At 71.1% G+C, this 22,535-nt stretch carries 19 protein-coding genes and 1 pseudogene; 13 read left to right on the top strand and 7 right to left on the bottom strand.

The genetic code is table 11. From position 1 onward, the window contains the following. The first annotated feature begins 4 nt into the window (after positions 1–4). The 5 genes and pseudogenes from I8N67_RS18115 to I8N67_RS18095 all read left to right on the top strand — a co-directional run bounded on the left by I8N67_RS18115 (position 5) and on the right by I8N67_RS18095 (position 5,155). Positions 5–1,258, top strand: coding sequence for an LmeA family phospholipid-binding protein (locus I8N67_RS18115; RefSeq protein WP_200304159.1), 1,254 nt, complete (start codon positions 5–7; stop codon positions 1,256–1,258). Between the two features lie 197 nt (positions 1,259–1,455). Continuing rightward, a pseudogene (locus I8N67_RS44615) lies at positions 1,456–2,572 on the top strand (nSTAND1 domain-containing NTPase). Between the two features lie 151 nt (positions 2,573–2,723). Next, positions 2,724–3,272, top strand: coding sequence for an amidohydrolase family protein (locus I8N67_RS18105; RefSeq protein WP_307835269.1), 549 nt, complete (start codon positions 2,724–2,726; stop codon positions 3,270–3,272). 309 nt (positions 3,273–3,581) lie between these two features. Beyond that, the gene (locus tag I8N67_RS18100; protein ID WP_200304156.1) at positions 3,582–3,989 is read left to right on the top strand and encodes a YciI family protein; all 408 of its coding nucleotides are present in this window, start codon (positions 3,582–3,584) and stop codon (positions 3,987–3,989) included. A gap of 8 nt (positions 3,990–3,997) precedes the next feature. Further along, the gene (locus I8N67_RS18095; RefSeq protein WP_200304155.1) at positions 3,998–5,155 is read left to right on the top strand and encodes an RNA polymerase sigma factor; all 1,158 of its coding nucleotides are present in this window, start codon (positions 3,998–4,000) and stop codon (positions 5,153–5,155) included. 6 nt (positions 5,156–5,161) lie between these two features. Here the strand turns inward: I8N67_RS18095 and I8N67_RS18090 are convergent, their stop codons facing one another. Genes I8N67_RS18090 through I8N67_RS18080 form a run of 3 tightly spaced genes read right to left on the bottom strand, consistent with a single transcriptional unit; the run spans position 5,162 to position 9,607 of the window. Next, positions 5,162–5,671 carry an inclusion body family protein gene (locus tag I8N67_RS18090; protein WP_200304154.1) on the bottom strand — a complete coding sequence of 170 codons (510 nt, stop codon included), beginning with the start codon at positions 5,669–5,671 and terminating at the stop codon, positions 5,162–5,164. Beyond that, a complete protein-coding gene (locus I8N67_RS18085; RefSeq protein ID WP_200304153.1) occupies positions 5,664–7,541 on the bottom strand; it encodes a thiamine pyrophosphate-binding protein in 1,878 nt (625 codons plus the stop codon). Before I8N67_RS18085 ends, I8N67_RS18090 begins: the two co-directional genes overlap by 8 nt. After that, complete coding sequence (locus tag I8N67_RS18080) at positions 7,538–9,607, bottom strand: flavin monoamine oxidase family protein (protein WP_200304152.1); 2,070 nt, start codon at positions 9,605–9,607, stop codon at positions 7,538–7,540. Before I8N67_RS18080 ends, I8N67_RS18085 begins: the two co-directional genes overlap by 4 nt. Before the next feature lie 405 nt (positions 9,608–10,012). Between I8N67_RS18080 and I8N67_RS18075 the strand changes: the two genes are divergently transcribed. Then, positions 10,013–10,828, top strand: coding sequence for an SAM-dependent methyltransferase (locus I8N67_RS18075; RefSeq protein WP_200304151.1), 816 nt, complete (start codon positions 10,013–10,015; stop codon positions 10,826–10,828). Positions 10,829–11,194: 366 nt separating this feature from the next. Continuing rightward, positions 11,195–12,262: a CPBP family intramembrane glutamic endopeptidase gene (locus I8N67_RS18070; RefSeq protein WP_234045868.1), complete on the top strand. Its 1,068-nt coding sequence runs from the start codon at positions 11,195–11,197 to the stop codon at positions 12,260–12,262. A 62-nt stretch (positions 12,263–12,324) separates the two neighbouring features. Here I8N67_RS18070 and I8N67_RS18065 read toward each other — a convergent pair whose 3' ends face one another. After that, positions 12,325–13,566, bottom strand: coding sequence for a CdaR family transcriptional regulator (locus tag I8N67_RS18065; protein ID WP_200304150.1), 1,242 nt, complete (start codon positions 13,564–13,566; stop codon positions 12,325–12,327). A gap of 347 nt (positions 13,567–13,913) precedes the next feature. Here I8N67_RS18065 and I8N67_RS18060 point away from each other — a divergent pair, with 347 nt between their 5' ends. The 4 genes from I8N67_RS18060 (at position 13,914) to I8N67_RS18045 (ending at position 17,760) form a co-directional block, all read left to right on the top strand. Then, positions 13,914–14,813, top strand: a complete 900-nt coding sequence (locus tag I8N67_RS18060; protein WP_307835268.1) for a substrate-binding periplasmic protein — start codon at positions 13,914–13,916, stop codon at positions 14,811–14,813. Between the two features lie 78 nt (positions 14,814–14,891). Further along, a complete protein-coding gene (locus I8N67_RS18055) occupies positions 14,892–15,647 on the top strand; it encodes an amino acid ABC transporter permease (RefSeq protein ID WP_200304148.1) in 756 nt (251 codons plus the stop codon). Then, positions 15,644–16,471, top strand: coding sequence for an amino acid ABC transporter ATP-binding protein (locus I8N67_RS18050; RefSeq protein WP_200304147.1), 828 nt, complete (start codon positions 15,644–15,646; stop codon positions 16,469–16,471). The genes I8N67_RS18055 and I8N67_RS18050 overlap by 4 nt, the downstream gene beginning before the upstream one ends. Beyond that, a complete protein-coding gene (locus I8N67_RS18045; protein WP_234045867.1) occupies positions 16,468–17,760 on the top strand; it encodes an NAD(P)/FAD-dependent oxidoreductase in 1,293 nt (430 codons plus the stop codon). The genes I8N67_RS18050 and I8N67_RS18045 overlap by 4 nt, the downstream gene beginning before the upstream one ends. Positions 17,761–17,788: 28 nt before the next feature. Here the strand turns inward: I8N67_RS18045 and I8N67_RS18040 are convergent, their stop codons facing one another. The 3 genes from I8N67_RS18040 to I8N67_RS18030 all read right to left on the bottom strand — a co-directional run bounded on the left by I8N67_RS18040 (position 17,789) and on the right by I8N67_RS18030 (position 20,244). Then, positions 17,789–19,393 (bottom strand): ricin-type beta-trefoil lectin domain protein, encoded by a 1,605-nt coding sequence (locus I8N67_RS18040; RefSeq protein WP_234045866.1) that lies wholly within the window; start codon positions 19,391–19,393, stop codon positions 17,789–17,791. Positions 19,394–19,627: 234 nt separating this feature from the next. Then, on the bottom strand, positions 19,628–20,005 hold the full coding sequence (locus tag I8N67_RS18035) for a fic family toxin-antitoxin system, toxin component (RefSeq protein ID WP_200304145.1): 378 nt from the start codon (positions 20,003–20,005) through the stop codon (positions 19,628–19,630). Continuing rightward, positions 20,005–20,244, bottom strand: coding sequence for a hypothetical protein (locus I8N67_RS18030; RefSeq protein WP_200304144.1), 240 nt, complete (start codon positions 20,242–20,244; stop codon positions 20,005–20,007). Before I8N67_RS18030 ends, I8N67_RS18035 begins: the two co-directional genes overlap by 1 nt. A gap of 120 nt (positions 20,245–20,364) precedes the next feature. On the opposite strand from I8N67_RS18030, the gene I8N67_RS18025 reads away from it, so the two are divergent. After that, a complete protein-coding gene (locus tag I8N67_RS18025) occupies positions 20,365–21,573 on the top strand; it encodes a T4 RnlA family RNA ligase (RefSeq protein WP_200304143.1) in 1,209 nt (402 codons plus the stop codon). 2 nt (positions 21,574–21,575) lie between these two features. Next, on the top strand, positions 21,576–22,490 hold the full coding sequence (locus tag I8N67_RS18020; protein ID WP_200304142.1) for a phosphatase domain-containing protein: 915 nt from the start codon (positions 21,576–21,578) through the stop codon (positions 22,488–22,490). Positions 22,491–22,535: the final 45 nt, after the last annotated feature.

Genomic DNA, 22,535 nt, shown 5'->3' with positions numbered 1-22,535 from the left:
GTCGATGCGCACCCCCCATCGCATGGACCCGCGTCACCGTCCCCCCGACCGCTCCGAAGCGCCCCCCAACCCCTACGACGAACTCGGCGCCCTCGACGACAGCCCTCTCGAAGAGTTCTTCGGCGAGGGCGAGAGCGAGGGCACCGCCGACGAATGGACCGATCGGGAGCGGGAGCAGGAGCAGGAACCGGAGTGGTCCCCGCCCGTCCACCGCTGCGGCGGCCGGCGTCGGCGTGGCCGTTTCGCCGGGCTGCCGCTGGCGGTGAAGGCGGTGGTGGGCCTCGTCGTCCTCGCCGCGTTCGTCACCCTTGCCGACCGCTGGGCCCTGCTGTACGCCGAGCACAAGGCCGCGGACACTCTCGAGGACCGGCTGGACCTGGCCGCGGCGCCCGAGGTGGAGATCGGCGGCTTCCCCTTCCTCACCCAACTCGCCGACAAGCGGCTGGACTCGGTGCGGGTGACCGTGCCGGACGTGGCCGCCGACCGGGTGTCGCTGGCGAAGGTGTCGGCCACGGCCCATGACATACGGCTGGACGCCGACGGCCTCACCGCCGTGCGCGGCGCCCACGTCCCCCGGCTCGACGGCGACGTCCTGCTGTCCTTCGCCGACCTCAACCGCGAACTCGGCGCGTCCCAGGTCAAGTTCAGCGGTGACGACCGTGGCCGGGTCCGGGCCCGTGGCACCCTGCCGGTCGCCGGGCACGACCTGCGGCTGCGCGCCCGGGCCACGATCCAGCGGCAGGGCCCGCGGGGCATCGCCACGGAGATCGGCGGCATGCGCCTGGACATCGGAGACCTGGCCACCTACCGCCCCGGCACGCGGGCCTCGGACGGCCTGCACCTGACGCCCCGGGCGTCCGCCGACCTCGCCCGGCAGACCCGTAAGGCGAAGGCGCTGCTGTCGGTCCCGGCGATCGTGCGGCGGCTGGGGATGTCCGAGACGGCCGTACGCGAGGCTCTCAGCGACGACGGCAGGCTCGCCGAGCTGACCGGCTCCCCGCGCTTCGCCCGTCAGGCCCAGAGCCTCAACCTCATCGACCTGGCCCTGGACAACCCCGAGGTGCTCCGCGACCTGGGCCTCGACCCCGACCTCCTCGACGCCCTGTCCCGCCTCACCGGCCCGGTCCTCGCCGACCGGCTGTCCCTGGCCTTCGAGCTGCCGGAGCCGAAGCACGGGGAGGTGCGACTACGGGACGTCCGCGTGGAGAAGGACGGCATCCGCGTACGGCTGACAGGCTCGGGGCTGGCCGTGGGCTGACCCTGAGTCGCGTCGACGGGCCGATCCATAGCCCTCGTCCCCCTCGGCACCTGGCCGTCGCCTTGAGGCGGTGCCGTTGGGTGCCGAGGCCGGCGAGGCGGATGGCGTCGTCGACCGGGTCGACAGAAGTGCGCGCCGGCGTGCTCCCCTAATTCTCCGGAACACCCGCCCTGGTACTCACTCCCGGCCCGCATCCATTGGAGGAATGCGCGATCCAGCCGGCGGCCCGCGCTCATATCACTCCGGGGTCCCTGCGGGCCGAACTCGCCTCAGAGCCGCGCGCTTCACACCTCGCGGCCCGGCAGATCCTGGCCCGTTCGCCGAATCCGGCCGCCGAACTCATCATCGTCATGGACCAGTTCGAGAAAGTGTTCACTCTCTGCCGTGACGCGGAGGAACGCGACGCCTTCGTCGCCGCACTCCCGCACGCCGCACAGACCTCCGAGAGCCGCTGCCGCGTCGTCCCCGCCGTGCGGTCCGATTTCTCCACGCACTGCACCCGGCTCCCACCCTCGTCGACGCCCTGGCCGTCGCCCACGTCCCCGTCGGCCCGATGACCACGGACGAACTCAGGGCGGCGATCGTCCGGCCCGCCACCCGCGCCGGACTGACCGTGGAGGGCTCCCTCCTCGCGACCCTCACGGCCGACGCCCACGGCCGGTCCGGGGCGCTGCCCCTGCTCTCGCACGCACTCCTGGAGACTGGCAACGCCGACGGGGCAACACACTCACCCTCGCCGCGTTCCAGGCGGCAGGCGGTTTCGAGGGCGCCCTCGCCCAGACCGCCGAAGCCTTCCACTCCGGCCTGAGCGACACCCAGCAGAGGATCACCCGACAGCCCTTCTTCGCTGGCGGTGAGCCCGGACGGCCGGACGGCCGCCAGCGGGAGGGCGGCGAAGTGACCGAAGCGGTCCGGGCGGTTCTTGACCAGCTCGGCCGTGTACTCGTTGACGCCCCGGGCCGCCTCGCGCCCACCGCCGAAGTCGTCCGGGCCGGCGAGCGGCGCGGCATACGACAGCACCGCGGTGGCGATCGACCACCGGTCCATCATGGCGATCGCGCTCGGCTCGTCCCACGCGGGCGCGGGCCATCCGACTGCTGCGGCGCGGTCGGCGATGGCGCGGGCGGGTGGGATCACGTGCTGGTGGACGTCGATGCGCCGGGTGCCCGTATGTACGCGGGCTGTGCGTGCGTGGTCTGCACATACGCCATCTCTGCGTGGGTGGGCCGTACGTCCGGGATTCGTACGTCCGGGATCTGCCATGCCCGTCCGAGCCTCCTTGGTGCCGTGCCACACTGGAACATGGCGGCGTAAATACACCCTATTCGGGCATTTCGGGGAGATCCGGCCTCCTCGCGCGCCCGGTTCACGTGCGGTCGGCGCAGGGCGGGCGGTAGTCGAGGCTGGGAAAGTAGCGGGACCACTGGGCACGGCTGAGATCTCGACCGCGCGGTCGTTACCCAGCGTGACGATCGTGCCGCTGCCCGACGTGGACGGCGCGCTCGCCGAGGCAGCCCACGCCCTGGACGTGCTGCACGCGGACGGCGTCATGGTCCTGTCCAATGCCCACGGCCGCCATCTCGGCGACCCGGCGTTCGAGCCACTGTGGGCCGAACTCGACGCCCGGTCCGCCGTTGTCCTCATCCATCCGACCGCACCCCCGGGCGCCCCCGTCCCGGAGCTGCCGCCTCCGCCGGCCGACTTCCCCTACGACACGACCCGTGCCGCCCTGCACATGGCCGTGCGGGGCGTTCCACGCCGGTACCCCCGGATGAGGCTGGCCCTCCCCCACGCGGGCGGCTTCCTGCCGCACGCCGCCCACCGGTTCGCCCTCGCCGCCCGCCTCCCCACCGGCGCGACCTCCGACGGCCCCGGCGGAACCCCCGAGGACTGGGGCTCCGGCTTCGACACCGCACTGGACGAGTACCCGCACTGGGAGCCCGGCCGCCTGCACGCCGTCAACCGCGGCAACGCCGAACTCCTCATCCCTCGCCTCGCCCACGCATCGGCGTAGGTACCGGACCGGCACCGCGTCACGGGGCGATCAGGCCGGCCGTCGTCTCCTTGAAGCCGCTGGCATCGAAAGAGAACGAACGCACAGAGCCAGGAGACGAAGGAGCGGATGGGCCCGGCTCGCGGACGGCACCTCGACCGCCCGGGCAGCCGCTCCCGCACCCGCCCGCCGGAGCACGCAGCGTCCATCTGCTGCTCTTGGAAGGTCTGCCAAAAATATTGGGACGACGATGTCGAGAACCCGTGGCCGACTCCGTCCCCGGGGTGAACGCGACCACAATGGCTCGCACCAGTACCGAGGAGAAACATCATGGCGAAGTACTTGCTGCTCAAGCACTACCGCGGCGCTCCGGCCGCGGTCAACGACGTGCCGATGGACCAGTGGACGCCGGAGGAGATCTCGGCGCATATGCAGTACATGCAGGACTTCGCGGCCCGGCTCGAAACCACCGGCGAGTTCGTCGACGGTCAGGCGCTGGCCCCGGAGGGGACGTTCGTCCGGTACGACGGTGAGGGGCGCCCACCGGTCACCGACGGCCCGTTCGCCGAGACCAAGGATCTCATCGCCGGCTGGATGGTGATCGACGTCGACAGCTACGAGCGCGCCGTCGAGCTGGCCGGGGAGCTGTCGGCCGCTCCCGGGGCGGGCGGGAAGCCGATCCACGAGTGGCTCGAGCTGCGCCCGTTCTACGGCGTGTCGCCCACCATCACGGAGTGACCTCTCACATGACCACTCAGGTGAACGAGGCCCTGCTCCGGCGCCTCACACCGAGCGTGCTCGGGATCCTCGTCCGCCGCGGAGCCGACTTCGCGGCGGCCGAGGACGCCGTGCAGGACGCGCTGGTCGAGGCAGTCCGCGTCTGGCCGGCCGACCCGCCGCGGGATGCGAAGGGCTGGCTGGTCACCGTGGCCTGGCGCAAGTTCCTCGACGCGACCCGCTCGGACACCGCCCGCCGCCGACGTGAGGAGAGCGTCGACGAGGAGCCGGCGCCCGGCCACGCGCCCGCGGTGGACGACACGCTCCAGCTCTACTTCCTGTGCGCCCACCCGTCGCTGACGCCGTCGTCCGCGGTCGCGCTCACACTGCGCGCCGTGGGTGGGCTCACCACCCGCCAGATCGCCCAGGCCTACCTGGTGCCCGAGGCGACCATGGCGCAGCGCATCAGCCGGGCCAAGCGCACCGTTTCCGGCGTGCGGTTCGACCAGCCCGGCGACGTCGCCACCGTGCTGCGCGTCCTCTACCTGGTCTTCAACGAGGGCTACTCCGGCGACATCGACCTCGCCGCCGAGGCCATCCGGCTCACCCGGCAGCTCACGGCCGCGATCGACCACCCCGAGGTGGCGGGGCTGCTCGCCCTCATGCTGCTCCACCACGCCCGGCGCGCCGCCCGGACCGCGCCCGACGGCAGTCTGGTGCCGCTCGCCGAGCAGGATCGGCGCCGGTGGGACACCGTGGCGATCGCCGAGGGCGTAGGGATCCTCCAGGCGGCCCTCGCCCGTGACCGGCTGGGAGAGTTCCAGGCCCAGGCCGCCATCGCGGCACTCCACGCCGACGCGCCCACCGCCGAGGAGACCGACTGGGTGCAGATCGTCGAGTGGTACGACGAGCTCACCCGCCTGACCGACAGCCCGGTCGTCCGGCTCAACCGCGCGGTGGCCGTCGGCGAGGCCGATGGACCACGCGCCGGCCTGGCCGCCCTCGCGGCACTGGACACCTCACTGCCCCGGCACACGGCGGTGGCGGCCTACCTCCACGAGCGAGACGGCGACCTGACGACGGCGGCACGGCTGTACGCCGAGGCGGCCCAGAAGGCGCCCAACCTCGCCGAACGCGGCCACCTGACACGTCAGGCCGCCCGGCTCAACTCCCGCCGCCCCGACTGAGGAACATCAGGGATTTTCGATCGTGATGAAGGGGTCCCATTGGAAGTACCCCTTCAATTGCCGATGGCGGTCCAGGATCTGGAAGTAGAAGTGGTACACGACCTTGCCCGGCTTTTTGACGGTCGCCCGCCAGTAATGATCCTGATAGTTCTGCGTCACGAATTCCGGCCTCCCCTCGGCCCCTTCCTTCGGGATCGGATAGATGCCGTCGATCACCTCGATCTCCGGCGTCCTGATGAGGAGGTGTTCCTGGTCGCTGCTCACGTACCTGTACAGCAGTGCCTTGTAGTCGCTGCTGAGCGACAGCGTCGTCTCCCGCCACCTGACGGAGTCGCCGGGTTCGGCCCGGAGGTTCAACTCGGCCCCCGACGTGCCGATGGTGTGGTCGTGGCGCGTCGTCATGTAGATCAGGTTGTGGTCGACGTAGGTCGGCGCGTCCGGGTTCCTCGACGCGTTGGGGTTCTGTTCGACGATCGTGGCCGCGTCGAATGCGATCAGTACGTTGAGATCAGCCATTTCCTGCCCCTTTCGATGTCACCTTGTACGCCATGGCTCGCGGGTAGTCGTGCCGGTGCAGACGGACGCGGACCAGCAGCGGTCCGGCGTTGAGCGGGTCGTTCGGGTCGGTGAGGCGGGCCAGCAGGTCGTCCAGCTCGGAGGTGTGCGCGATGGTGATCCCGTTCGCCGGGGTGTCCTTGCCGGCGAAGACCGTCGCGAGGCGGTCGTAGTGCCAGGGGTGGAGGATGTTGTAGAAGTCCGCCGCGCCGTCCGGGTCGGTGGCGGTGTCGGTGCGGGCCGACTCTGCGTAGTAGGACGGGTGCACCAGCATCTGTTCGATGCCGTAGAAGTGTCCGTTGTCCATGACGAACACCACCGACCGGAGCCCGAGCCTGGTGTGGGTGGAGACTTCCTGGCAGGTCTCCTGGAAGGCGCCGTCGCCGACGAACACCATCGGGCGGGCGTGCCCGCGTTCGGGGGCGAGCGCGGCGCCGGTGGCCGCGCCGACCGACCAGCCGATGGACAGCCAGCTGACCTGTGACAGGAATCCGCCCGCGGGCAGGGACAGGTTCATCGAGCCGATGAGGGAGAACGCCGCGTCGGAGACGACCGTCCAGTTCTGCCGGGTCTCGTGGTTCAGGAAGTGGTTGATCCGGTCGAACACGCCGTCGTAGGTGAGCCGTTGGCGGTCGGCGTGGCGGGAGTGCGCGCCGCCGGTGCGGAGCGAGGCGCGGTGGTGCGTCAGGTCGGCGGGGCGGTCGCCGAGCGGTCCGTGGTGGGCGTGGGCGTGGGCCTCGGCGTAGTAGTCGGCGTCCAGGCCGCCGGAGCCGTAGCTCTTCACCAGCGCGTCCTGGAGGGCGGGCAGCAGCTGTTCGAGCTGGACGTCGGGGAAGTAGGAGGTGCCGACGCTGATGCCGCCGTTCGCGGCCATCACCCAGTCGGTGCCGACGCACTGCTCGCCGCCGAGGTTCTTCGACGTGGACCACGCCCCGAGCCCGATCCGGCAGGTGGCCCAGTCCTTGAAGATCCGGTGTACGTCCGGGTGGCTGGCGTGGCCGTTGTAGACGCCGTGGAACTGGGGCAGGTCCTCGTCGACGACGGCCTTCGCGCCGACGGTGGTGCAGAACGGCACTCCGGTGGCCTCCACCAGGTCGGTGAGCTGCCCGCCGAGGCGGAACCGGTCGATCTCCTCGCCGGCCCACACGATCGGGCGGGGCCTGCCGTCCGGGCCCGGATGCTCCTCGATCAGGGTGAGGGTCGCGTTCACGGCATCGTCCAGCATGGGCCGGTTGCGTGCGCTGAACGGCCGCTCGCGGCGGAGGATCGCCCCCTCGGGTTCGGGGCAGGGCTCGTCCCAGAGGTCCTCCATGACCTCCAGGTAGACCGGCCTGCGCGCGGAGAGGCACGTGGTGAGCGCGGCGTCGATCTGGCCGGGCGCCAGACCCGGGTTGGAGATGACCTGAGCGTCCACGGTGACCTGTCGGTAGACGTCCAGGTTGCTCTCCGGGCGGGGGCTCATGTGCGAGGTGAGCATGCCGAGGGCGCGGTAGTTCTGCCACTGCTCGTACGGCGGGGAGGCGTTGACGGCGACCAGCGGGACCTGCTCGACGTAGGCGCCACCGCAGGCGCCCAGCAGGTTGAACGCGCCCACGCTGTACGTGACCGCGGCCGCGCCGATGCCGTGGATACGGGCGTAGGCGTCGGCGGCCTGACCCGCGCCGCCCTCGGTGGGGGTGCCGACCCACTCGATGTCGCCCTCGGCCCGCAGGGTGGTCAGAAACGGGCCGAGGTGGTTGCCGGGGACGCCGAACAGGTGGGTGATGCCCAGCTCGGCCAGGCGCAGGGCGAGGTAGCGGGCGACCGTGCACTCGGGGGTGATCGCTGTCATGAGCGGTCCTCCCCGTTCGAGGCCGGGTTGGTGACCGGCGGGGCCTGGTGTACGGCGACGGCGGCGCGGACGGCGCTCTCCAGGGCCCCCTCGATCCAGGCGTGCTTGAGGGAGGTGTGCTCTCCGGCGAAGTGCACGGGGCCTTCGGGCCGGGAGACGTCCAGGTGGAAGCTGGTCATCTGGTGTGCGGTGTAGATGGCGGCCTCGCCGAAGGCGTACGGGTCGCGGGCCCAGCTCTGGGTGGCGCCCCGTCCGGTGAAGAACACCTCGATGCGGCGGCCGTGCAGGGCCTGGAGGTTGCGCAGGGCGTAGACGTAGCGTTCCGCGTTCCGCATGGAGTCCCAGCGTGCGGCGTCGTCGGACCAGGAGTACGAGGCGAGCACCACGCCGCCGGTGCTGCCCTCGACGCGGTGCGAGGGGTAGTACATGAAGCGGTTGGGGTTGTCGGTGGCGGAGCCCCCTCCGAAACAGTGGGTGGCGGGGCGGACCGCGGGGCCGCGCAGCGGCAGGGCGCTGTCGATCTGCCGCATCTCCTCCGTGACACTGCCGTCCTTGACCGCGGCACCGAGCAGCCCGGTCTCCGGGCCGGAGAGCGTGAGGATGGGACCGGTGTCCGATTCGGCGAGCGTGAGGGCGGGTTCGGAATCCACCTGGGCGCTCAGCCGGTAGAACTCGTGAAGGCCCGGTGCGATGCTCTCCAGCTCGTCGCGCCAGTCGTCCTCGGTGAACTCCCACCACCGGTGGCTGAACTCCAGCAGCACCTTGGTGGCCTGGTCGTAGTGGGTCTCGATGATGGCGCGGCGCTTCTTGTACGACATCGATGGGACGATCTCCACGAAGCGCAGGGCGGAGAACGGGATGGTGACGATCGCCAGGTCTGCGGTCCACAGACGCGGCGGGGACTGCGGGTCGTCCTCGGCGACGGTCTGTACGGCCACGCCCCAGCCGTCGGGTCCGACGGCGCCGGTGCCCTCGGGGTCGGTGTCACGGCTGGGGTCGTGGTACTCGAGGCGGATCATGCGGTGGCCGAGCTGCACCTCGTCGCGCAGGCCCTGATGGAGGGCGTGCGGCAGGCGCCAGCTGCCTCCGGGTATCTCCCAGTAGCGGACGCCGGGGTTGATGTCGCTCCGGCTCAGGAAGCTGTGGAAGAAGGAGAGGTGCAGCCGTGAGGACATGTTCTCCAGGGTTCCGACGGCCTCGATCGCCTCGTCGCTGAGCCCGGCGTGGTCGCGCAGGAAGCCGCCCATCGAGTAGCCGTCGAAGTCGCGGATCACCCGGGCCCAGCCCTCGACCCACTCGTCGACCGGCTTGTTGACGCGCTTGCCGTCGACGACGTCGGAGTAGTAGTCGCGCACGCTCTCCAGCGCGTCGTCGACCATCTTCACGACGGGGGCACGGACCTCGTCGTCGGTGAGGTGGAAGCCCTCGTTCATCCGTTCGGGAGAGTTGGTGTAGTCGGCACGCCGCACCTGGACGCGGTTGGCGCGTATCCAGGAATTGCCACGCTTGTCGGGTTCACGGAAGTCGGGGCTCTCGTCGCCGTAGGTCCATGTCCGGCCGGTGAAGGACGTGTACGTCACCGGGGGGACGGGGACGTCGGGACCGCTGCCGGTGGAGGGGTCCACGTCCACGTTGTAGAACTGGCGGCGGCCGAGCCCGAGTTTGTCGATGAGGGCGAGGACGAGCGGGTGGAAGTCCGGCAGCCGCATGGCGCCGGCCTCGGCGTACTGGGCGTGGTCGTCGAAGGGCTGGTGGTGCTTGGTGGAGCGGAAGGTCTTGATCCGTCCGCCGACCCGGCCCGTGTTGGCCTCAAGGATGGTGACATCGTGACCGGCGTCCTTGAGCAGCCGGCCCGCGACGAGGCCGGTGATGCCGGCTCCTATGACGAGGACCTTCTTGCGCGGGTGTTGGGTCGGGCCGAGGCGGCCCGTGTCGATGAGGGTGTGGAGATGGTCGAGCTTGAGGTCCTTGCCGTCCGGCCCGACGAGGAGGAGTTCACGGGCGAGCCTGAGACACGTCTGCCAGCGCGCACGGGTGGCGGAGTTGTCGCGTGGAATGTCGGTCATAGCTTGCGATCGTAGATATGGAGAAACGATTTATTGGTTCGCCCGGCGGATAAAGTCCTGAAAACACCGATCGCGTTGCTGACGGGATTTTGACTTGCCCGGAACCACCTCGCGAAAACCGAAGATTCACCAGGGACTGGAGGGAAAAGGGAGCGAATTTGAATAAGCGACTCGCGAACGGAATATGGAAATCCTGCGCGGAATGCGGGAATCCTGGAGCCTCGGGGGTGGGGCGGTCTCGCCAGCCGACCAGGGCGGGGAGGCCCCGAGGACGGCGATCCCCGGCCAGCCGTTTCCACTGCCGGGCCCGCCCCGGCGCGGGCAGAATGGCGCTCACCGTCACGCCGCACCTGGGACCAACTACCCAGCGGCATCGGACTCTTGGGCGTACGGGGAGAGGATGACGTGAGCGAGAGCAAGGCCGTCGGCACCCCGGGGAAGCGGCCCGACACCAGCACGGCGCACAACGCCCGCGTGTGGAACTACTGGCAGGGAGGCGAGGTCAACTACGCGGTCGACCAACAGATCGGGGATCGCGTCGCCCACATGATTCCCGTCATCCGCGGCATCGCGCTCGCCGACCGCGCGTTCCTCAGCCGTGCCGTGCGCCACCTCACCGAGGAACGCGGGATACGCCAGTTCCTCGACATCGGCACCGGCCTGCCGGCTCTGGAGAACACCCACGAGATCGCCCAGCGCATCGCACCCGCGTCGAGAGTCGTGTACGTCGACAACGACCCGATCGTTCTCGCGCACGCCCGCTCTCTGCTGACCAGCACCGAGGAGGGTGCCACCGCCTACATCGACGCCGACGCACACGACCCGGACACCGTCCTGCGCATCGCCGGCCGGACACTCGACTTCACCGAGCCCACCGCACTGATGCTGCTCGGCATCCTCAACTTCGTCCTCGACGACACCGAGGCACTGGCGATCGCCCGCCGGCTCCTGGACGCGCTCGCCCCCGGCAGCTTCCTCGTGCTCACCCACCCCACCACCGAGCCCGAACTCGGCGGGGACCTCCAGCTCCAGGCGATGGAATTCTGGAACGCCAACGCCAAACCGCCCGTCACCGCGCGCAGCGGCGAGGAGATCGGCCGGTATTTCGAGGGCCTCACGCTCGTGGAGCCGGGACTCGTCTCGTGCTCGCTGTGGCGCCCCGAGCCCGGAGACCGGCCCAAGGTCGTACCCCAACTGGGCGCCGTGGCGCGGAAGCCTTGACACCACGGGTCCACCGCCGGTTGCGCGTCGGCCGCCGCCGGCCGCGCGTCGTGGGAACGGGACCTGTGGGTGGGTGGCGTCATCAGGGATGAAGCTGCCGGCTGAGGTCAGAGGCCGCGCCTCCGGGACGCGCGAGATCACCTGGACTGCTGAACGGGCGGCACAACCTTGACGCCCTCATGCCTCGACGCTTGCCGCCCCGACGCCTTGATGCCTTGCCGCCCCGACGCCTTGATGCCTTGCCGCCTTGCCGCCCACGGCCTCGGCCCGCCGACGCGGGCCGAGAACGATCTCCACCCAGGGATGGATCCAATGATCATGCCGAGGGTCGACGTCACGCCCGAGCAGTGCCGGAATGCTGATCCCATGACACCCGCGCCTCTCCTCAACGCGCTTCCCTATCACCGAATGGCCCGGTACACGGGCCGCCACCGCTGGTGGCGGCCCGTACTCGGCACTGTGGTGGTCGGCGGCGGGTGGTTCGCGATCCTCCTCGCGCTGATCGTCGTCTCCTACGGGGCGGGAACGGTGGCCGGCTACCCGGAATCGCCCGACGGGGGCGTCGACTTCGGCCCGGTGGCGAACCTGGCCCTCGAACTCGCGAGCGTAGCCGTCGCCCTGCCGCTGGTGCTGCTGGTCGTGCGGTGGATCGGCAAGCGTCCGGCAGGCACCGTCTCGTCGGTCACCGGGCGACTGCGGGTCCGCTGGCTGGGGTGGTGTCTGCTCGCCGCGGCGCCGGCCGTCAGCCTGCTGGTCCTGCTTCCGCTGCTCCTGCCCGGACTGGAGACCGACGCGGCCTCGGCTGAGACATTCGTGGGATGGCGCCCCTTCCTGACCGCCATGGCCGTACTCGCGGTGATCGTGCCGTTCCAGGCCGCGGCGGAGGAGTACGTGTTCCGGGGCTGGCTGACGCAGGCGGCGGGGGCGTTCGTGCGGTCGCCGTGGATCGCGGCGCTGCCGCAGTCGCTGCTCTTCGCGACCGCCCACGGCTGGGGCACGGTGTGGGGCTTCGTCGACCTGGCGGTCTTCGGCCTGGCGACAGGACTGTTGGCGGCGCGGACCGGCGGACTCGAGGCGGGCATCGCCCTGCACGTACTGAACAACGTGCTGGCCCTCAGCTTCGGCGCCGCCGTGGTGGACGGGCTGTCCTCCGACGAGACCTCGGCCGACGCGCCCTGGCAAGGAGCCGTCGTCGCCATGTTCGTGACGGTGGTCTACACCGCGCTGGTGCTGTGGCTGGCCCGGCGCCGAGGCCCGGAGCGCATCGCCCCGCCCCCGAGCCTGCCTGCTCAGCCGTACGCACCGGGCTACGGCGCCCCGTCTCCGTACGGGGCCTCGGGACCGTACAGAGAGCGTGGACCGTACGGCGTACCGTCCACGGGCGGCTCCTCCTCCCCCTACGACTCCCCGCCCCCACCAGACCCGCCGAACTGACCCTCGGTCTCCCGAGCGGGCGCGGGTGGGTGGGTGGGCGGGCGTAGCGGGTGAGTCGAGGATCACCCCTCGGCCGCGTCCGCTCCGCTGCCCAACTGGTCCGCCAGGCAGGCTAGGTACAGGGCCATGGTGGTGCGGTGGTCGCGGAGGGGGCGGGTGGTGAGTTGCTCGATCTTGTTCATCCGGTAGACGACGGTGTTGCGGTGGATGTGGAGGGCCTCGGCCGCGCGTACGAGGTTGAAGCCGCTCTCGCACCATGCGGTGACGGTGTCCCGCAGCACCGGCCAGTCCGGCTGGGCGCGCAGTTGGGCCGCGGTGCAGTCGAGCAGGCGGTTGCGGGCGGACTGGCCCACCGCTGCCAGTACCTGCGGGACTCGTAGGTCGGTGATCAGATGGACGGAGGGGGCGGCGGAGCCACCCCCTCCCGTGCTCGGGCGCGCTGAGGTGAGGGGATCTCCGAGGCGGGCGCCGAGGCGGAGTGCGTCGCAGGCGTCGTGGTAGGAGTCGTACAACCCACCGACGGACGCCGCCGGTTCGCCGATGCCGACCCTGGCTGTCAAGCCGCCGTGTGCGGCTATGACGTCCGCGACCCGGCGGCACTCGGCGACCAGGGCCTCCATCGGGCGCGTGGGCGGAAGCCGGTGCAGCACTCCGATCCAGCCGGGGGCCGTGGAGGCGACGATGTCCTGGGGGTCGGCGAAGACCTCGCGGACCGTCCGCAGCAGTTCCGAACGCACCAGCGCCATGTCCTGGGTGGAGGCGCCCACCCGGCGGGCGCCCGGGTCCGGCACGGTGACTTCGAAGGCCACGGCCACCCGGCGCAGCCGCAGGTCGAAGCCCAGTTCGGCGGCCCGGAACATGAGGAACTCCCCTTCCACGACCTCGGGGTCGTAGGAGGCGATGTCGCCGAGCAGCTTCTCGGCCGCCCGCTCCGCGAGCAGCCGGGAGCGCAGCATCACGGATTCCCTGAGCAGGATCTCCGTCTGACGCTTGACCAGCAGCCCGAAGCGGCGTACCTGGGCGGGCGTTCCGGTGATTCCGACCGTCCCCACGGCCTGGCCGCCGGTGACCAGCGGCAGAGTGACCCCGGGCCGCACCCCGCGCAGCCGCTGGGCCTGCTCGGCGGTGTGCGTGGCGGGCTCCTTGGTACGGACGACCTCGACGGACGCCTCGTGGAAGCTGCCGACCCGGCTGCTGTCACCGCTGCCGATGACCGTGCCCTGCGCATCGGTGATCAGCACGTTGAAGCCGATGACCGCTGTGGTGTCGCCGGCGATCTCCTGGGCGAGGGATGGGCTCAGCACCTGCGTTCCTCCCGTCCGGGGGCGGGCCGCGTTTGGACGCACCGTACAGGGCGGGGGACGATTTCAGCCACAAGTTCGTACGAGGTGGACGGTGACGTGGGAGGCGGCCGTGCCTACCGTATGGCTCCATCACATACCTGCCGTGGTCCCAGCGCGGTGATCGGCGGGTTTCTCGGACCGCTTCGGACTCCTTCAGCCTCCCCCTCCCCTCCCTTCCCCCCTCCTTCCCCCTCCCCTCCCTCTCTCCTCTTCCCCCCGCCTCTTCCTGCCTGCTTCAGCGTCCCTTGCCGTACGGAAGGCCTCAGCCGATGACCCGTGTGCGTTCCCTTCGATCGTTCCTCTCCGCTGTGTCCGCGGTACTCCTGCTTTCATCGACAGCCGGCTGCGGCTCGGGCGACGACGCGCCGAAGAACGTGTCCGCGGAGGCCGCCGCGCTGGACACGCTCACCTCCGGCGTCCTCAAAGTGGCGGTGCAGCCGTACGCGCCGTACACCAGCGTCAAGGACGGGAAGATCGTCGGACTGGACGGCGACATCCTGACGTCCGTCGCCAAGAGACTCGGCCTCCAGATCGAGCCCGAGGTCACGGACTTCGCCGGAATGCTTGCCGGCGTGCAGTCCCGCCGCGTGGACATCACCATCGGCGGCGTCGCCTGGTCCGCCGACCGGCAGAAGCAGGGCCTGTTCACCGACCCGCCCTACTACTCGCCCCCGGCGATGGCCGTCCGCAACGGCAAGACGTACAAGACGGTCGCCGACCTGGAGGGCCTGAACCTCGGCACCGTCGAGGGCTATGTGTGGGTCAAGTCGATCCAGGCCGTACCCGGCGCCGAGCTGCACGCCTACCCCGACGCCAATGGCGTCCTCGACGACCTCGGCGCGGGCCGGGTCGATGTCGGGTTCCTCGACCCGCTCATCATCATCGCCGCGCAGCAGGAACGCCCCGACATCAAGATCAGCACCCAGTATCTGACCCCGCCGACCGCCGCCCAGGTCAAGGCCAAGCCCGCGTACGAGTACTTCCAGCCGTACCAGACCGGCTTCTACCTGCCCAAGAAGGCCACCAAGCTGGAGAAGGCGATCTCGGCGCAGATCGACGCCATGTACACGAGCGGCGAGCTGGCGAAGCTGGTCAAGAAGTACGGCGGTGACCCCGAGCAGTTCCTCAAGCCCTCCGAGGGCATGGCCGCCGCCCGTCAGGGCGTGGACCGGCCGAAGGACTGGAAGGCCCCGTCCATCGCTGAGTGAGCGCGGTCAACGCGGTCAGCGCGATCAGCACAATCGGCGGCATCGGCGCCATCGGCGCGGAAATTCGTGAGGAAACACATGTCCGCTCTCTTCCAAGTCCCCTGGACCGACTACCGGTCCGACCTGCTCGACGCGCTCGGCCGCACGCTCTCCTACACGGTGGTGAGCTTCGTCGGCGCGGTCGCGCTCGGCCTGGCCGTGGCCCTGCTCAGACTGAGCAGGGCATGGCCCGCCCGCGCCGTCGCCGCTGTCTACACGGAGGTGTTCAAGAACGTCCCGCTGCTGGCCATCATCTTCCTGACCTACTTCGGCCTGGCCTCGGCCGGCATCAAGCTGGACGTGTTCACGGCCGGCTGCCTGAGTCTGATCGTCTTCTACGCCGCCTACCTCTCCGAGATCTTCCGCTCCGCGATCAGCGGGGTTCACGCCGAACAGACCGAGGCCGGGGAGGCCTTGGGGCTCGGCAGGGCGAGCATCTTCGCCCATGTCGTCCTGCCCCAGGCGGTACGGCTGGCGCTGCCCGGCACCAACACCATGCTGGTCGACCTGCTGAAGTCCACCTCCCTGCTGGTCACCGTCTCCGCCGCCGAGCTGATGTCCGAGGGGCGGCTCATCACCTCGGCCACCTTCCGCGCGCTGGAGGTCTACCTGGTCATCTCGGCCGTCTACTTCGCCCTGTGCTACCCGCTCTCCCAGCTGCTGTTGCTGCTGGAACGGAAGGTACGGGCGGGCATCCCCCTGTCCCCATTGCGACGGCGGCGCGTACGGGCCGCCCATGAGCTGCTCGCGGCCGATCTCGCTCGGCCCACGGTCCGGAAGGAGTCGGCGGTATGACGGAGCCCGTGATCACCGCGCGTACGACCGCGTCGGAGGCATCCCTACCGAGCCCGGCACCAGGTCTCGTACCGAGCGAGGCCGTCATACGGATCGAGGGGCTCTGCAAGTCCTTCGACGGCCGGCGGGTGCTCGACCAGGTGAACCTGGAGGTCGACCGGGGCCGCATCGTGAGCGTCATCGGCCAGAGCGGTGGCGGCAAGTCGACCCTGATGCGCTGCGTCAACCTGCTGGAGCGGCCGGAGGCGGGCACGGTCGAGGTCGCCGGAGAGGTCGTGCACAGCGGCGGCCGGACGGTCTGCCGCGACCTGCCCGGGCTGCGGCGCACCGTCGGCATGGTCTTCCAGCGGTTCCATCTCTTCCCGCATCTGACAGCCGTGGAGAACGTCGTCCTGGCCCAGCGCAGGGCGGGTGTCCCGGAACAGCAGGCACTGGAACGGGCCGTCGCGCTGCTGCGCCGGGTCAAGGTGGCCCACCGCGGGCTCGCCCGGCCGGAGCAGCTGTCCGGCGGCGAGCAGCAGCGTGTCGCCATCGCGCGGGCTCTCGCGCTCCAGCCGGAGGTCCTGCTCTTCGACGAGCCCACGTCCTCCCTTGACCCGGAAGCCACCCGCGAGGTCCTCAGCGTCATGCGGGAACTCGCCGCCGACGGGATGACGATGCTCCTGGTCACCCATGAACTGCCCTTCGCCCGCGAGGTGTCGGACCACGTCGTCTTCGTCGACGGCGGGCAGATCGTCGAGGAGGGCGCGCCGCAGGACGTCCTGGACAACCCGGCGCAGGCCAGGACACAGGAGTTCCTCGCGTCGTACGGGACGACGTCATGACCGCCGGGCCCGCGGGTCTGAGCGGGGGCAGTCCGGTCGTGGTCGTGGGCGGCGGTGTCGTGGGACTGTGCACGGCGTACTACCTGGCCCGGGCCGGTGTGCCGGTCGAGGTCGTCGAGCGGCGCGCCCTGGGCTCCGGGGCGTCCCGGGGCAACGCGGGATGGGTGTGCCTCAGCCACTCGACGCCGGTGCCGGCACCCGGCGTGGTGCGTTACGCCCTGCGTTCGCTGGGCCGCCCCGACTCCCCCCTGTACTTGCGGCCGCTCCCCGATCCGGCGTTCGTACGGTGGCTGTGGCGGTTCTGGCGCAGCAGCACACCGGCGGCTTTCCGTCACGGGTACACGGCCGTCGCCGAGTTGAACCGCGACACGTTCGACCTCTTCGACGGGCTGCGCGAGACGGGGGTCGACACGACCCTGACCCGTCCCGGAATGGTCCACGCGTTCCTGTCGCCCGCCGAGGCCCGGCACCACCTGGCGGTTCAGCGGGAGATGGCGGACGGCCGCTATCCGCTGCCGGACGACATCGTCGCCGGTGACGAGGCCCGGCTGCTGGACCAGGCGCTGTCGCCCCGGGTGCGTGCGGCGTATCTCGTGGAGGGAGAGGGGGTGGTGGACCCGGAGGCGTTCTCACGCGGACTGGGGGCGGCGCTCGCGGGGCTGGGCGTGAAGGTCCACGAGAACGCGGAGGTGACGGGGTTCCGCTCCGCCGGGGGGCGGGTCGTGGCGCTGACCACCACCCAGGGCGACATGCCGTGCGCCGCGCTGGTCGTCGCGGCGGGCATGCGCTCCGCACACCTGCTGGGGCGACTGGGCTGCCGGCTGCCGCTCCAGGCGGGCAAGGGGTACAGCTTCTCGGTCGACCTCGACCCGGCCCCACGCCACACGCTGTACTTCGGTGAACGCAGGGCCGTGGCCTCGCCGATCGGCGGTACGACGCGGATCGGCGGGACGATGGAGCTGAGCGGCAACAACAACCGGCTCGACTGGCGGCGCGTCGTCGCCGTCGCGCTGGCCAGCCGGCACTACCTGGGCCGCTGGTTCGACGACCCGGACGACCTGGTCGGCCTGATCCGGGACCCCTGGGTCGGCGGACGCCCCTTCCTCCCGGACGGCCTCCCCGTGATCGACCGTGTTCCCGGTCACGCCAACGCCTTCGCGGCGACGGGCCACGGCATGCTCGGCGTCACCCTGGGCCCGGCGACCGGCCACCACCTCACCGACTACATCGTGACCGGCGACCGGCCCGCCCCGCTGACTCCGTTCAGCTTCGACCGTCTTCACAGGTGATCGCCGCCGGGCGGGGCCGTCGTCGCCCTCATCCGGCGGCGGCCGAGGTGTCCCGAACGGACTGCGACAGCGAGGTGGCACCGTCGGACGCCTCGTCGGTGCTCCAGCGCTGGGATCTGCGGACCCTGTCCTGCGGGACCGGCTCCAGGAAGATGATCGACCCCACGGAACGGCGCCCGGGCGTCACGGCCACTCCGGGCTTCGCGACGAGGGTGAGGAGGCCGTCGGCCGCCAGGTCGTACCGCGTGTCGCCGGACTGTCCACCGTCCGGGCCGTCCGAGTCGGACGAGTCGGACGAGTCGGACGGGTCAGCACACGGTCGTAAGGCGAGGCTGCCGGCCGGTTCGGCGTTCAGACACAGGTCGGGGGCCGCTTGGTTCCGCAGTCGTCCCCCGTCCTCCAACCGCCACAGCTGGGTCGCCGATCCCCCGCACCGGGCCGTCACCGCGAGCGCGCCCGCCATCTGTGCCGAACCGGCCACGTCGAGACACAGCCCGGTCCTCGTGTTGTGCAGCCGTGTGGCGAGGGCCTCGCTCGCGCCGGGCGCCGTGGAGGCATCCGGCGGCTGGGGGTCGGCTGACGACACGGGGAGGGAATCGGACGGGAGCGGGGTCAGTCCGGGCGTGGGCCCGCCCGCCCTGTCGAGGACGACCTCGGTTCCGCTGAGTGCCATGGGAGTCGCCGCGATCACGCCGCACAGCACCACGCCCATGCCGACGAGCAGGGGCCAGCGGCGGCGCGGCCGGGGTGCGGGGGCGGCCGCGGTGGTCGGCTCGGCCTCGGCGTCCACGGGTCCTGGCTCAGGCTCCGCGCGGGCGTGCGCCGATGCGGCCGTCCGACGGGCGGGCCGGGTGGTGAGATAGTCCGCCGCACGGAATCCCAGGACGGCCTCGGCGAGCAGGGCGGGCAGCCGGTGCGGTGACTGGTCCAGCTCGTCCACCGCCGCCCGGCAGTGGCCACAGCCGTCGAGGTGTTCGAGTACCTCCGCCATCATCCCGCCGGCGCCGGGGCCGGCATGGACGTCGATGAGCCGGTTGAGGCGGCGGCACTGCTCGCGGGGCGCGAGGTCGAGATGGGCCCGCACGCACTCGTCGCGTAACAGGGTGCGGGCGCGCTCGGAGTTCAGCAGGGAGGGCTCGGCGCCGAGCAGGGACGCCACCGCCTCGATGTCCTCCGCCTCGACCTCGGTGTGCCACAGCAGTGCCTGGGTGCGGTCCGGCAGGCTCCGGAAGGCGTGCAGCACCAGGCTTCTGTCGCCGGTGCCGTACGTGATGGCCGGCGCCGCCGCCCGGCGCCCCTTATGGGTTCCGCCGTCCCGCAACTCCGGGTGGAGCAGCGGACGGTTGTCGCCGGTGCTCCACTGCCGGGCGGCTGCGAGGACCGCAGCGAGCAGCCGGGGCCGCCATGGGAAGCCCGAGCCGGCATGCGACGCCGCGTCGCCGTAGGTGTTCCGGAACGCCTGCCCGGCGAGCCGCTGCGCGGCACCCGGGCTCGGCCCGGTGCACAACGCCGCGTAGTCCAGGACGGGTTGGCCGTGCAGCGTCAGCAACTCCTCCACCGACGGCGCCGCGTCACCTCCGCCGTCCACCCTCTCCTCGGCCCGCTCGCGGACGAGATTCTCTCCAGTCGTCAAGCGCCCTCCTCCACAGAACGGAGCTTCGGCCACGGGAGCACCCTCCATGAGACCGGCCTCCTCCCTGTTCCGCACCGCCGATACACCGACCGCGGCTGGCGCCCTCGGACGCCCGGGCCGGACGGCCGCGGTCACGCCGAGATCAGCCGGGATCGCTCAGGAGTACGTCTCGTACGGTTACACGGTTCATCGAATCTCGGACACTTGGGGACGCGGAGGCACGACGACCGGGGTTCAGGTCGCTCGCGGCCAGGTGCGGAGCAGGGCGGCGATCCTCGGGGCGGTGCAGGCGGGGTCGCGTAGCAGGTCGCGCAGGGCGACGGCGTCCTCGCGGGTGGGTTTGACCGGGATTCCGGAGGCCTCCAGGTACATGACGCCGGTGGCGGCGGCCACGGCCATGTTGGAGCGCTCCAGCCAGCGGCAGCGGCCGAGGACGTGCATCAGGGCGGCGGCGCGGGCGTTGGGGCCGTCATAGACGGGCTGTTCCAGCAGTTCGGCTTTGTGGCAGGCGACCGCGGCCACCGGCACGCCGTAGTCGTCGGGGGCCGGATCACCGGCTCCCGCGATCTCCACGACCTGAAGGATCCAGGGGACATCGGCGTGGACATCCATTACGCGGCGTGCGCCCCGCGGACATGACGATCGGCGTCCTCGGCCTCGTCGAACACCGACTGGTGCTCGTCGAGGAATCGCCGTGCCGCGTCCAGGCCTCGGCGGCGCAGCCCTTCGGCGTCGTCCAGCACGAGGGCGGCGACGTACTCGCCGACGGTCAGACCCCGGTCCTTGGCACGGGCCTTGGCCAGCTCCACGATCTCCTCGTCGACCCGCCAGCCCGCCTGTGTCTTCGCCATGCCCCCGATGGTAACAGCTGGTACCAGCAGGGGACCGGCGTGCCTCCGGGGCCGAGAGAAAATCGCTGTTCACGGGCCCTTGCCCACGTGACAATCAGGGACCAGCAAGGGGAGGAACACATGAGCCAGGCCCACCTGACTCTTCATGAGTTGCTGCCGCCGCAGGAGTTGGCGGCGGCGCTCGACGCGGGGCATGTCACGCGCAAGCCGCACCCGGAACTGCCGCTGTCCATCTACACGTACACGAGGACATGCCAGTACGAGCGGGTGTGGAACCGGGTGACCACACGCTGCCGCGGCCTCGTGGCCGACGACGGCACCGGTGAGATCGTCGCGCTGCCGCTGCCGAAGTTCTTCAACGTCGGTGAGCACGAGGCCGGTCAGCCGTACGCGTCCCGCCTCCCCGACGAGCCGTTCGAGGTGTACGACAAGGTCGACGGCAGCCTGGCCGTGGTGTTCCACTACGCCGGCCGTTGGCGGGTGGCGTCCAAGGGGTCGTTCATCAGCACGCAGGCCACCTGGGCGCAGCGGCTGCTCGACGGGAAGGACACGTCCGGCCTCGTTCCCGGGGTGACCTACCTAGCCGAGATCCTGTACCCGCAGAACCGCATCGTCGTCGACTACGGCGACCGCCGGGACGTGGTGCTGCTGGCCGCGTTCGCCAAGGACGGCACCGAGGTCGCCCTGTCCGAGGCCGCGACCGGCTGGAGCGGCATCGGCTCGGTCGTCACCGTCTGGCCCGCGATGCCGCTCGCCGAGCTGCTGGCCATGGCCGAGACCAACCGGCGGCCCGGCGGCGAGGCCGCCACGGGCACCGACGCGGAGGGCTTCGTGCTGCGCTTCGCCTCGGGTGTCCGGGCCAAGGCGAAGTTCTCCGAGTATGTCCGGCTCCACAAGGTGCTCACCGGCGTGACCGAGCGGGACATCTGGCGTGGTCACGGCATCCAGCGGTTCGCGGGCCTGCCCGCCAAGCAGGTGGCCCAGGCGCTCGGCTGCTCGGCCGAGGACATCGGCGCCTCCGACGGCAGGCCCCTGGACGCGCTGCTCGAGCAGGTGCCCGACGAGTTCGACGCCTGGGTGCGCGGTGTCATCGCGGGCATCGACAAGCAGGTGGCCGACCGCGAAGGCGCGATCGACGAGGCGTTCCGGTCGCTTGCCCCTCTCGTCGGTGACCGGGGGGCCTTCGCCCGCGCCGTGCGAGCGCTGCCCGACGCGGCCCTGCGCCCCGCCATGTTCCTGCGCCTGGACGGGCGCCCGACCGAGCTCGTGACCTACCGTTCCACCCGGCCGGAGGCATCCGACCCGTTCAAGACCGACGAGGAGAACTGACCGTGCCCGTAGTACACGTCATGACGGGGCTTCCGGCCTCGGGAAAGACGACCGCCGCGCGCAGGCTGCAGGCGGAGTCCGAGGGCCGGATGCGCCGCGTCAACCTCGACGATCTGCGGGCGATGCTCGACATCCCGGCGCCCGAGCGGGGCCGGTCGCACGCGCACGAGCAGACCGTGCTGGCCATCCAGGACGCGGCGGTGCGGGCGGCCGTCGACGGCGGTTTCGATGTCGTGGTGGACAACACCCACATGACACCGCACATCCCGAAGCGGCTGAAGGCCGCGGTGGCGGGTCAGGCCACGTTCGTCGTGCACGACTTCACCGACGTGCCGGTGGAGGAGTGCGTACGGCGCGACGCCGAGCGGGAGAGGTCGGTCGGCGAGGAGATCATCCGGCTCCTCGCCGACAAGCACACCAAGTCCCGCGGTGGCGGCTGGCGGCTCACCGCGCAGTGGCTGAACGACGAGCCCTCCGTCGAGCCGTACACCGCCGACCCGGCGCTTCCCTCGGCGGTCATGTGTGACATCGACGGCACGCTCGCCCTCCGGGGCGCCCGGAGCCCGTACGACTTCACGCGCTGCGGGGAGGATCTGCTCAACGTGTCGGTGCGCGGGGCGCTGAGCTCCTTCCGCAGCGCCGACGGCGATGTCGTGGTCCTGCTCTCCGGGCGGGGTGAGGAGCATCGCGAGCGGACTGAGGCATGGTTGCGCGCGCACGAGGTCCCGTACGACGAGCTGTGGATGCGGGCCGCCGGCGACCACCGCCGCGACGACGTGGTGAAGGCCGAGCTGTTCGACCGGCATGTGCGCCACCGCTTCGCGGTCCGGGTCTCCCTCGACGACCGCGACCGCGTCGTCGCCGTGTGGCGCCGCATGGGCCTGCCGACGTGGCAGGTCAACTACGGCAGCTTCTGATCGGCGGGCCGGAGGGGCCGACCGGACGCGCCGCCCGGACGGTCC

Origin of the sequence: Streptomyces adelaidensis (assembly GCF_016598475.1) — a bacterium.
GTDB classification, from domain to species: Bacteria; Actinomycetota; Actinomycetes; order Streptomycetales; family Streptomycetaceae; genus Streptomyces; species Streptomyces adelaidensis.
Note: the sequence above shows the minus strand (reverse complement) of the source record. Positions and strands in the feature narration are given on the sequence as shown.

Bases quoted from the DNA above. Each gene is read 5' to 3' on its own strand.
- I8N67_RS18115 (WP_200304159.1), top strand. From the start codon at position 5: ATGCGCACCCCCCATCGCATGGACCCGCGTCACCGTCCCCCCGACCGC.
- I8N67_RS18100 (WP_200304156.1), top strand. From the start codon at position 3,582: ATGGCGAAGTACTTGCTGCTCAAGCACTACCGCGGCGCTCCGGCCGCG.
- I8N67_RS18095 (WP_200304155.1), top strand. From the start codon at position 3,998: ATGACCACTCAGGTGAACGAGGCCCTGCTCCGGCGCCTCACACCGAGC.
- I8N67_RS18090 (WP_200304154.1), bottom strand. From the start codon at position 5,671: ATGGCTGATCTCAACGTACTGATCGCATTCGACGCGGCCACGATCGTC.
- I8N67_RS18085 (WP_200304153.1), bottom strand. From the start codon at position 7,541: ATGACAGCGATCACCCCCGAGTGCACGGTCGCCCGCTACCTCGCCCTG.
- I8N67_RS18080 (WP_200304152.1), bottom strand. From the start codon at position 9,607: ATGACCGACATTCCACGCGACAACTCCGCCACCCGTGCGCGCTGGCAG.
- I8N67_RS18070 (WP_234045868.1), top strand. From the start codon at position 11,195: ATGACACCCGCGCCTCTCCTCAACGCGCTTCCCTATCACCGAATGGCC.
- I8N67_RS18055 (WP_200304148.1), top strand. From the start codon at position 14,892: ATGTCCGCTCTCTTCCAAGTCCCCTGGACCGACTACCGGTCCGACCTG.
- I8N67_RS18050 (WP_200304147.1), top strand. From the start codon at position 15,644: ATGACGGAGCCCGTGATCACCGCGCGTACGACCGCGTCGGAGGCATCC.
- I8N67_RS18045 (WP_234045867.1), top strand. From the start codon at position 16,468: ATGACCGCCGGGCCCGCGGGTCTGAGCGGGGGCAGTCCGGTCGTGGTC.
- I8N67_RS18035 (WP_200304145.1), bottom strand. From the start codon at position 20,005: ATGGATGTCCACGCCGATGTCCCCTGGATCCTTCAGGTCGTGGAGATC.
- I8N67_RS18030 (WP_200304144.1), bottom strand. From the start codon at position 20,244: ATGGCGAAGACACAGGCGGGCTGGCGGGTCGACGAGGAGATCGTGGAG.
- I8N67_RS18025 (WP_200304143.1), top strand. From the start codon at position 20,365: ATGAGCCAGGCCCACCTGACTCTTCATGAGTTGCTGCCGCCGCAGGAG.